General features: G+C 56.3%; 8 protein-coding genes and 1 pseudogene (1 of these 9 only partly in view). 6 read left to right on the top strand and 3 right to left on the bottom strand.

Annotated elements, in window-relative coordinates:
* Positions 1-143: 143 nt before the first annotated feature.
* Positions 144-2,090, bottom strand: a complete 1,947-nt coding sequence (locus HCU66_RS18110; RefSeq protein WP_205889775.1) for an FAD-dependent oxidoreductase — start codon at positions 2,088-2,090, stop codon at positions 144-146.
* A 257-nt stretch (positions 2,091-2,347) separates the two neighbouring features.
* Positions 2,348-3,244 carry a GlxA family transcriptional regulator gene (locus HCU66_RS18115; protein WP_205889795.1) on the bottom strand — a complete coding sequence of 299 codons (897 nt, stop codon included), beginning with the start codon at positions 3,242-3,244 and terminating at the stop codon, positions 2,348-2,350.
* A gap of 244 nt (positions 3,245-3,488) precedes the next feature.
* On the opposite strand from HCU66_RS18115, the gene HCU66_RS18120 reads away from it, so the two are divergent.
* A complete protein-coding gene (locus HCU66_RS18120; RefSeq protein WP_205889776.1) occupies positions 3,489-4,625 on the top strand; it encodes an acyl-CoA dehydrogenase family protein in 1,137 nt (378 codons plus the stop codon).
* A 104-nt stretch (positions 4,626-4,729) separates the two neighbouring features.
* On the opposite strand, the gene HCU66_RS18125 is transcribed toward HCU66_RS18120, so the two are convergent.
* Positions 4,730-5,770: an NADP(H)-dependent aldo-keto reductase gene (locus HCU66_RS18125; RefSeq protein WP_205889777.1), complete on the bottom strand. Its 1,041-nt coding sequence runs from the start codon at positions 5,768-5,770 to the stop codon at positions 4,730-4,732.
* Between the two features lie 245 nt (positions 5,771-6,015).
* Here HCU66_RS18125 and rplM point away from each other — a divergent pair, with 245 nt between their 5' ends.
* The 5 genes and pseudogenes from rplM to HCU66_RS18150 all read left to right on the top strand — a co-directional run.
* A complete protein-coding gene (gene rplM, locus HCU66_RS18130; protein WP_003228062.1) occupies positions 6,016-6,444 on the top strand; it encodes a 50S ribosomal protein L13 in 429 nt (142 codons plus the stop codon).
* Between the two features lie 14 nt (positions 6,445-6,458).
* Positions 6,459-6,851 carry a 30S ribosomal protein S9 gene (gene rpsI / locus HCU66_RS18135; protein ID WP_205889778.1) on the top strand — a complete coding sequence of 131 codons (393 nt, stop codon included), beginning with the start codon at positions 6,459-6,461 and terminating at the stop codon, positions 6,849-6,851.
* Between the two features lie 267 nt (positions 6,852-7,118).
* Entirely contained in the window at positions 7,119-7,712 is a 594-nt protein-coding gene (gene petA / locus HCU66_RS18140) for a ubiquinol-cytochrome c reductase iron-sulfur subunit (protein ID WP_205889779.1), read from the top strand.
* The gene (locus HCU66_RS18145; protein ID WP_205889780.1) at positions 7,712-8,923 is read left to right on the top strand and encodes a cytochrome b; all 1,212 of its coding nucleotides are present in this window, start codon (positions 7,712-7,714) and stop codon (positions 8,921-8,923) included. The genes petA and HCU66_RS18145 overlap by 1 nt, the downstream gene beginning before the upstream one ends.
* A pseudogene (locus HCU66_RS18150) lies at positions 8,923-9,474 on the top strand (cytochrome c1); it runs 286 nt beyond the window's last position. The gene HCU66_RS18145 and the pseudogene HCU66_RS18150 overlap by 1 nt, the downstream one beginning before the upstream one ends.

The following is a 9,474-nucleotide window of genomic DNA, read 5'->3' on the forward strand; positions in this document are numbered from 1 at the left end:
GAAACAGGGGCAGGGCGTAAGTCAGCTACTTCCGTTTAGGATGTAGTCCGTATCCCAAGATGAATGAGCGAGGCGCTTGGCGGGCGGGGCGCGTAGGTAGAGCCTATGCACGTCGTGCATGGCTCCAGAACGGGGGGAGGGTGTCAGGTTCCGACTTTATATTGCGGATAGTCACTCATGGTAAAACCACCATTGAAGGTCGCGGCGGTTTTGTTGCAGATATGAATGACCGCATCGACGGCGCCCCGAAAGCAAGGCTCCGTCCAGCCGACATCGACTGAAAATGACTCGCCGGAAAAATACAGATTTGAAACATGCGCGAAGTCCCTGTTGTACTTCATCAGGCTCACGGCATCGTAGTAGGTGCCGGGTCGGTATAGCTTTGCACAACCCAAAGTATTTTTATCTGTTATCCAGCGTTGGACCACGGCTTGATCAAGGCCGATGTAGGGAGAAATTTTCTCCTGGATATTGGAAGAGTTCATAAGGATTCGGTCCAGCTCTTTGGCACATTTTCTCACCAGTTCCTTGTCGGTGAATGAGGCGAGTTTGGTGGCGTCATCCTCCCATGTGTAACTTAAAAGGATGCAGTCATAACTGTAGTTATCGTTGTAGCGGTAGGTGTAGACGTCGTGGATGAAGCTGTCAGTGACGATGGCTTGCGGGATTTTGCTGTTTTTTGAAAGGAATGATTTTTTTAATGGTGCGAAAACTTTGCAACTGGTTTCCCAGTGCGCCGTTTTGTAGGCATTGATCGTCTCGAAAGGCAGCATCTGTGGTGTGAAGTTCTCAAGCGTGATGCGAGTTTCAATCAGCCAGGAGGGAAGGGTCATGATGACCGAATCAAAGTCATCGAAGTGCTCCTGGGTTTGCTCGGGTTGGCTGTGTTTCCAGTTGAAGTAGACGCGTGTTTTCTGATTGGTCAGCTTTTCAAGTTTTGTGACGGATGAGTCCATGAACAAACCATTGTTTCTTTCCCGGCAGTGTTCGTAGAAGGACTTTCCGGTTTCGTCGGTTTTCATGAACAGCAGGCATTCGTCTAGCGCGGCGAGACCGATGTAGCGGGGCCTGTCGAAACTCAGCCCGGTCGAGTCAAAAACGGTTTCGCTGTGCAGGTAGGGTGAATCTAGCGGATCGCCCGTTGAGTCCACCCGACCATGGATCAGTTGCAGCTGGCTGCTGAATCCAAAAATGGCCGTGCGCAGGGGGTAAAGAGAGCACACATCGTAAAAAGCCCCCCAGCTACCGTCGCCGATGCCAATGGCATAGAAGATCGCGGACTCTTCGGCGGACATTCCCATTCCGCCAAAGTCCCCCGGTGAGCGTTCATCCCAGGCTTGCGCGGTGGGCATGCTGACCAGATCGCGAAACGAAACGCTCTCGTACTTTTCGACGATAGCGGCCCACATGGCTTCCCATTCCTGACTGGCGTAAACCTCGGCGACGTGCCGGGTCATGCGATCGGCAAAGGCTTTCCACTTGGCATAGACTTTTTGCAGTTCCTCGCCGGGAGGCGGTGTCTGGCCGTCTTCATTTTTCCAGATCAGCATCTGCGGCGTCGGTCCGCCGCCCATGCTGCCTTCTCGCAGATAGATTCCGGTCGAGCTGACCCATTGGCTTCCGGGGTTGGCGAAATCCGAAAACGACAAATCAAACGCCTTGGCGTAGTAAGCCATCAGCGACCGACCCTCTGTTGGAGGCTCATCCGCCCGGTTGAAGAAGGGCATGCGCATGGCTCCCATTTCAAACGGTGTATGGCTTATCGGCGAGTGCGGGCTTCCAGGAACGGTCAGATGCCTGCCGCCTAGACGTCTGGATTGTTCTATGAGAGTGATTTGGGTAAACCCGCAGCGATAAAGTTCTCTGGCAGCAGTCAGGCCGGTGACACCGGCGCCAATAATGCAGATTCTGTGTTGCGGGTCAGTTGCCTTGGCGATGCCGTTTTCCTGTTCAACCAGTGCTCGATAGTCGAAGCACAAGTCTGGTGGATTCGGAAAGCGAGTCGCCCATTTGTTTTTAACTGAACGTTTTTTTCGAGCGGCATCCCGGGTAACGAATGACGGGTAGTTGTAGCTTGATCCGATGGTCACTATTGATCTTCCCTGATGTTGTACGCAGGGAGAAATTTGAAGTTTTCAAGGGGCTGCGTATGTCAGCTGAATCGGGTGCTCCGGCGCTCTGTATTCCGCTTATAGCGTAGGAAAATGCATCACGAAAAACTGCATTGCCAGGCCTTTTTAAGATTCGGAGCGGGCTTGTTCGCGAAAGCGGTGTAACAGTCGACATCAATGTTGAATGTCGGACTGCTTTCGCGAGCAAGCCCGCACATTGGATTTGTGTCCAGCCCTTAAGCCGCCTGCTGAAACTGCTGCCGATACTGATTCGGCGACAACTCCGTGTGCTGGCGGAACAGTCGGGCGAAGAAGCTCGCATCGTCGTAACCGACTTCATAACTGATGGTCTTGATGCTCTTGCGGCTGCCGGATAACAAGCCCTTGGCCGTCTCGATGCGCAGGCGTTGCAGGTAATGCAGCGGTTTATCGCCGGTGGCGGTCTGGAAGCGGCGCATGAAGTTGCGAATGCTCATGCCGTGCTCGCGGGCCACGTCTTCGAAGCGGAATTTATCGGCGAAGTGTTCTTCGAGCCAATGCTGGATCTGCAGGATGATCACGTCCTGGTGCAGTTTCTGCCCGCCGAAACCGATCCGCCCCGGCGCATAGCTGCGCTGCACTTCGTAGAGGATGTCGCGGGCCACGGCCTGGGCCACGTTGGCGCCGCAAAAGCGCTCGATCAGGTAAATGTAGAGGTCGCAGGCCGAGGTGGTGCCGCCGGCGCAATACAGGTTGTCGGCGTCGGTCAGGTGTTTGTCCTGATTGAGCTGAACCTGCGGGAAGCGTTCGGCGAAGGCATTGAAGAAGCGCCAGTACGTGGTCGCTTCCTTGCCGTTGAGCAGCCCGGCTTCGGCGAGCCAGAACACGCCTGTGGCCTCGCCGCAGAGCACGGCGCCGCGGGCGTGTTGATCACGCAGCCACGGCAGGACCTGTGGATAACGTTTGCAGAGCGTGTCGAAATCGTCCCAGAAGGCGGGGAGGATAATGACGTCGGTATTTTCCAGGCCGCCGTCCACCGGCATGATCACGTCGCTGAAGCTGTTCACCGGTTTGCCGTCGGGGCTGACCAGTCGGGTTTCGAACGCCGGTGTCAGGCCGTGGCCCAGTTGTTTGCCATAGCGCAGGCTGGCCAGATGGAAGAAATCCTTGGCCTGCATGAGGGTGGAAGCGAAAACCCGGTCGATAGCCAGGATGCTGACGCGCCGCAAGGGCTTGGAGACTTGGTTAGACATAATTCAACTTTATTCTTATAGGGGAAAGTGGTCACCAGACGGCTGGATCGTCTTATTTTTTGTCGGATGTGTCCAGTGTCCTGTATCGGAAGCGAGGCTTAGTCTCTGAAAGTCAATTCCGTCTAACAATAACGACAGGTGCCCCATGATCCCCAGAACCTTGTTCAGCCCCGAGCACGAACTTTTTCGCGATAGCGTGCGAACGTTCCTCGAAAAAGAGGCCGTGCCGTTCCATGGGCAATGGGAAAAACAAGGCTATATCGACCGCAATCTCTGGAACAAGGCCGGGGAGGCGGGGATGCTCTGTTCGCATCTGCCGGAAGCATACGGCGGGCTGGGGGCGGACTTTCTCTACAGTGCGGTGGTGATCGAAGAGGTCGGCCGTCTGGGGTTGACCGGGATCGGCTTTTCTCTTCATTCGGACATTGTTGCGCCTTACATCCTGCATTACGGCAGTGAGGCGCTGAAACACAAATACCTGCCCAAACTGGTGTCTGGCGAGATGGTCACCGCAATTGCCATGACCGAGCCGGGTGCCGGCTCCGACCTGCAAGGGGTGAAGACTACCGCCGTGCTGGAGGGCGACGAATACGTGATCAATGGTTCGAAGACCTTTATCACCAATGGCTTTTTGGCTGACCTGGTGATCGTTGTGGCCAAGACCGATCCGAAGGCCGGGGCGAAGGGCACCAGTCTGTTTCTGGTGGAGGCCAACACGCCGGGTTTCGCCAAGGGCAAACGTCTGGAAAAGGTCGGCATGAAGGCGCAGGACACCTCGGAACTGTTCTTCCAGGACGTTCGGGTGCCCAAAGAAAACCTGCTGGGCCAGGCCGGGATGGGCTTCGCTTACCTGATGCAGGAATTGCCGCAGGAGCGCCTGACGGTCGCGGTGGGCGGTTTGGCGTCAGCCGAAGCGGCGCTGCAATGGACGCTGGATTACACCCGCGAGCGCAAGGCTTTCGGCAAGGCCATCGCCGACTTCCAGAACACCCGCTTCAAACTCGCTGAAATGGCGACCGAGATCCAGATCGGCCGGGTCTTCGTCGATCGCTGCCTGGAACTGCATCTGCAAGGCAAGCTCGATGTGCCGACAGCGGCGATGGCCAAGTACTGGGGCACCGACCTGCAATGCAAGGTGCTCGACGAGTGCGTGCAGTTGCATGGCGGTTACGGGTTCATGTGGGAATACCCGATCGCCCGGGCGTGGGCGGATGCGCGGGTGCAGCGGATTTATGCCGGGACCAACGAAATCATGAAGGAGATTATTGCGCGGTCGCTTTGATTCTGTGGTGACTGGACTGGAGCCATCGCGGGCAAGCCACGCTCCCACAGATATGTGATTTCCTGTGGGAGCGTGGCTTGCCCGCGATTGGGCCTGAAGATCAATCAAGGCGCGGGGTTCGGGTGATCCCTGTGAATCGCCTCAATGCCAGCGAGCACTTCATCGGACAGCTTCAGATCGAAACTGGCAATATTGCTGTCCAGTTGCTCAAGCGTCGTGGCGCCGATGATGTTGCTGGTCACGAACGGTTGTTGCGTGACGAACGCCAGCGCCATCTGCGCCGGGTCCAGGCCATGTTCACGAGCCAGTGCCACATAACGACTGCACGCTGCCTCCGACTGCGGATTGAAATAGCGGCTGAAGCGGCTGTAGAGGCTCAGGCGACCTTTGGGCGGACGCGCGCCACCTTCGTACTTGCCCGACAGGAAGCCGAACGCCAGCGGCGAGTAGGCGAGCAGGCCGCACTGTTCGCGGATGGCGATTTCCGCCAGGCCGACTTCGAAGCTGCGATTGAGCAGGTTGTAGGGGTTCTGGATCGACACGGCGCGTGGCCAGCCACGGGCTTCGGCCAGAGCGAGGAAACGCATGGTGCCCCACGGGGTTTCGTTGGACAGGCCGATGTGGCGGATCTTGCCGGCCTTGACCTGCTCATCCAGTGCTTCGAGGGTATCTTCCAGCGGGGTGAGGTTGACTTCGCTCTTGTGCTTGTAGCCCAGTTGCCCGAAGAAATTGGTGCTGCGTTCCGGCCAGTGCAGTTGATAGAGATCGATGTAGTCGGTCTGCAAGCGCTTTAGGCTGGCGTCCACGGCTTCGACGATGTGCTCTCGGTTGTGCTTGAGGTTTTTGTCACGAATGTAGTCGATGGTGTTGCCGGGGCCGGCGATCTTGCTCGCCAGGATCCAGTCGGCGCGATCACCGCGACTTTTGAAATAGTTGCCGATGTAACGCTCGGTGGTGGCGTAGGTTTCGGCTTTGGGCGGCACCGGATACATCTCGGCGGTGTCGATGAAATTGATCCCGGCGCCCTTGGCCCGTTCGATCTGGGTGAAGGCATCAGCCTCGCTGTTTTGTTCGCCCCAGGTCATGGTGCCGAGGCAGATTGCACTCACGTTCAGGTCGGTACGGCCTAGCTGGCGATAGTCCATCGGGTGCTCCTTGGACAAAACAATCATAAAAGCAGGTTGAAATATTTTTCGCAATCTGCATAATTGCGCACCTCTTTCTGCAGTGGAAGTGATGCGCCGCCGCCGAAGAATCTTGCCGTTGAACGGACGCGCCGACCCGAGCCCCCGAAAGCGTCTGTATCCGGCTGCCTTTGACTTGTCAAAGTACGCACTATTCAGTAAGATCCGCCGTCTAATTTACAGGGCGGCCCCTGAGGCTATAAAGAATGAAAACTTTTACTGCTAAACCGGAAACAGTAAAGCGCGACTGGTTTGTCGTCGACGCTGCTGGTCAGACCCTGGGTCGTCTGGCCACCGAAATCGCGAGCCGTCTGCGTGGCAAGCACAAGCCTGAGTACACTCCTCACGTTGACACCGGCGACTACATCGTCGTGATCAACGCCGAGCAGATCCGTGTCACCGGTGCTAAAACCACTGACAAAATGTACTACTCCCACTCCGGTTTCCCGGGCGGCATCAAGTCGATCAACTTTGAAAAGCTGATCGCCAAGGCCCCTGAGCGCGTGATCGAGACCGCGGTCAAAGGCATGCTGCCTAAGAACCCGCTGGGTCGCGACATGTACCGTAAGCTGAAAGTCTATGCGGGCGCTGCACACCCTCATACTGCTCAGCAGCCCCAAGAACTGAAGATTTAACGGAATAGTTCATTATGTCGGCGACTCAAAATTACGGCACTGGCCGTCGCAAGACCGCAACCGCACGCGTTTTCCTGCGTCCGGGCACTGGTAACATCTCCATCAACAACCGTTCGCTGGATAATTTCTTCGGCCGCGAAACTGCCCGCATGGTAGTTCGTCAACCGCTGGAATTGACTGAGACTGTCGAGAAGTTCGACATCTACGTCACCGTGATCGGCGGTGGTGTAAGTGGTCAAGCTGGCGCAATCCGCCACGGTATCACTCGCGCTCTGATGGACTACGACGAAACTCTGCGCTCTGCTCTGCGCAAAGCCGGCTACGTAACCCGTGATGCACGTGAAGTTGAACGTAAGAAAGTCGGTCTGCGTAAAGCGCGTAAGCGTCCGCAGTACTCGAAGCGTTAATTCGCTTTTGCGTTCAAAAAGAACGCCCAGTTTCCTCGCGAAGCTGGGCGTTTTTTTATGGGCGCGATTTATCAGAGAATTACGCTGTGACAACTTGCCACATCCGTAGAGGCCCTATACTGCAAGGCTTGGCAGTGGAGCTCCTCGGTAATTACCTTGTCAGAATTGGGGCTTTTCATTACCATTCGGCAAAATTTTTATAAGTTCAGATTTTTACTTAGTAGACGCCTGATTTAACAGGCCACAAAGCTGATGGGAGAGGACTGAATGAGCAATGACGGCGTGAATGCAGGCCGGCGTCGCTTCTTGGTAGCAGCCACATCCGTGGTGGGTGCTGCAGGAGCGGTGGGGGCTGCGGTCCCGTTCGTGGGGTCATGGTTTCCCAGTGCCAAGGCGAAAGCCGCAGGTGCACCGGTGAAAGTGAATGTCAGCAAAATCGAGCCAGGTCAGCAGATGATTGCTGAGTGGCGCGGCCAGCCGGTGTTCATCGTCCGCCGTACCGAGGAAATCCTGGGGAATCTGAAGAAGATCGAGGGCCAGTTGTCTGACCCCACCTCCAAGAGCTCGACGCAACCGACCTATGTCGACCCGCAGACGCGTTCGATCAAGCCAGAGGTTCTGCTGCTGATCGGTATCTGCACTCACCTGGGTTGCTCACCAACCTTCCGTCCGGAAGTGGCGCCTGCGGACCTGGGCAAGGATTGGGTCGGGGGGTATTTCTGCCCTTGCCACGGTTCCCACTACGATTTGGCTGGCCGCGTCTACAAGTCGCAACCCGCGCCTTTGAACCTGCCAGTTCCCCCGCATTCCTATGAGACCGATGAGATCATTATCATTGGCGTCGATACGGAGAAAGCGTGATGAGCAAGTTCATGGATTGGGTTGATGCGCGCTTCCCCGCGACCAAAATGTGGGAAGACCATCTCAGCAAGTACTACGCCCCGAAGAACTTCAACTTCTTCTATTTCTTTGGCTCCCTGGCACTGCTCGTTCTGGTCAACCAGATCGTTACCGGTGTCTGGCTGACCATGAGCTACACCCCATCGGCGGAAGAGGCTTTTGCTTCCGTTGAGGGCATCATGCGTGACGTCAATCACGGCTCAATCTTGCGTCTACTGCACGCTGTCGGCGCTTCGATGTTCTTCATCGTGGTCTATCTGCACATGTTCCGTGGCCTGCTTTACGGTTCATACCAGAAGCCGCGTGAGCTGGTGTGGGTCTTTGGCATGCTGATCTACCTGGCGCTGATGGCTGAAGCCTTCATGGGTTACCTGCTGCCGTGGGGCCAGATGTCCTACTGGGGCGCCCAGGTGATTATCTCGCTGTTCGGTGCGATCCCGGTCATCGGCAACGACCTGACCCAGTGGATCCGTGGTGACTACCTGATTTCCGGTATTACCCTGAACCGCTTCTTCGCTTTGCATGTGGTTGCCTTGCCGATCGTGATCCTCGGACTGGTGGTGCTGCACATCCTGGCGCTGCACGAAGTCGGTTCGAACAACCCGGATGGCGTCGACATCAAGAAATACAAAGACGAAAACGGCATACCGCTGGATGGCATCGCCTTCCACCCGTACTACACCGTGAAAGATATCGTCGGCGTGGTGGTGTTCCTGTTCATCTTCTGCTCGATCGTGTTCTTCTTCCCGGAGATGGGTGGCTACTTCCTCGAGAAGCCGAACTTTGAACCAGCCAACCCGTTCAAGACGCCTGAGCATATTGCTCCGGTCTGGTACTTCACCCCGTTCTACGCGATTCTGCGGGCGGTTCCGGACAAGCTCCTAGGCGTTATCGCCATGGGTGCGGCCATCGCTGTGCTGTTCGTCCTGCCATGGCTGGACCGTAGCCCGGTCAAGTCGATGCGCTACAAAGGCTGGCTGAGCAAGATCTGGCTTGCGGTGTTCTGCATCTCGTTCGTGATTCTGGGGATTCTGGGTGTGTTGTCTCCAACTCCAGGCCGTACGCTGCTGTCGCAGGTATGTACCTTCCTGTACTTCGCCTACTTCATTCTGATGCCGTTCTACACCAGGCTCGAGAAGACCAAACCGGTTCCGGAAAGGGTGACTGGCTGATGAAAAAGCTATTTGCTGTACTGATTCTTGCTGCTATGCCTGCGCTCTCGTCCGCCTCGACAGCTGGCGCTCCTGAGTTGGAAAAGGTCGATATCGATGTTTCCGACAAAGCAGCCATGCAAGACGGCGCGCGCACGTTCGCCAACTATTGCATGGGTTGCCATAGCGCCAAGTTCCAGCGCTACGAGCGTGTCGCCGATGATCTGGGCATTCCTCACGAGCTGATGCTCGAGAAGCTGGTGTTCACCGGCGCCAAGATCGGCGACCACATGAACATCGGCATGCAACCGGCTGACGCCAAAACCTGGTTTGGTGCAGCGCCACCCGACCTGACGTTGGTGGCTCGCGTTCGTGGCACCGACTGGCTCTATGGTTACCTGCGTTCGTTCTATGAAGATCCGTCGCGTCCTTGGGGCGTGAACAACAAGGTGTTCCCGAACGTCGGTATGCCTAACGTTCTGGTCGGCCTGCAGGGTCGTCAGGTGGTAGGCTGTAAACAAGTTCAAATCGTCGAAGGCGGCAAGAAGCAATACGATCCGTTGACTGGCACC

The sequence above is a fragment of the Pseudomonas frederiksbergensis genome, from assembly GCF_017114915.1.
GTDB lineage: Bacteria > Pseudomonadota > Gammaproteobacteria > Pseudomonadales > Pseudomonadaceae > Aquipseudomonas > Aquipseudomonas frederiksbergensis_I.

Excerpts from the sequence above, each read along its gene's own strand:
- HCU66_RS18120 (WP_205889776.1), top strand. The coding sequence starts at position 3,489 with ATGATCCCCAGAACCTTGTTCAGCCCCGAGCACGAACTTTTTCGCGAT.
- HCU66_RS18125 (WP_205889777.1), bottom strand. The coding sequence starts at position 5,770 with ATGGACTATCGCCAGCTAGGCCGTACCGACCTGAACGTGAGTGCAATC.
- rplM (WP_003228062.1), top strand. The coding sequence starts at position 6,016 with ATGAAAACTTTTACTGCTAAACCGGAAACAGTAAAGCGCGACTGGTTT.
- rpsI (WP_205889778.1), top strand. The coding sequence starts at position 6,459 with ATGTCGGCGACTCAAAATTACGGCACTGGCCGTCGCAAGACCGCAACC.
- petA (WP_205889779.1), top strand. The coding sequence starts at position 7,119 with ATGAGCAATGACGGCGTGAATGCAGGCCGGCGTCGCTTCTTGGTAGCA.
- HCU66_RS18145 (WP_205889780.1), top strand. The coding sequence starts at position 7,712 with ATGAGCAAGTTCATGGATTGGGTTGATGCGCGCTTCCCCGCGACCAAA.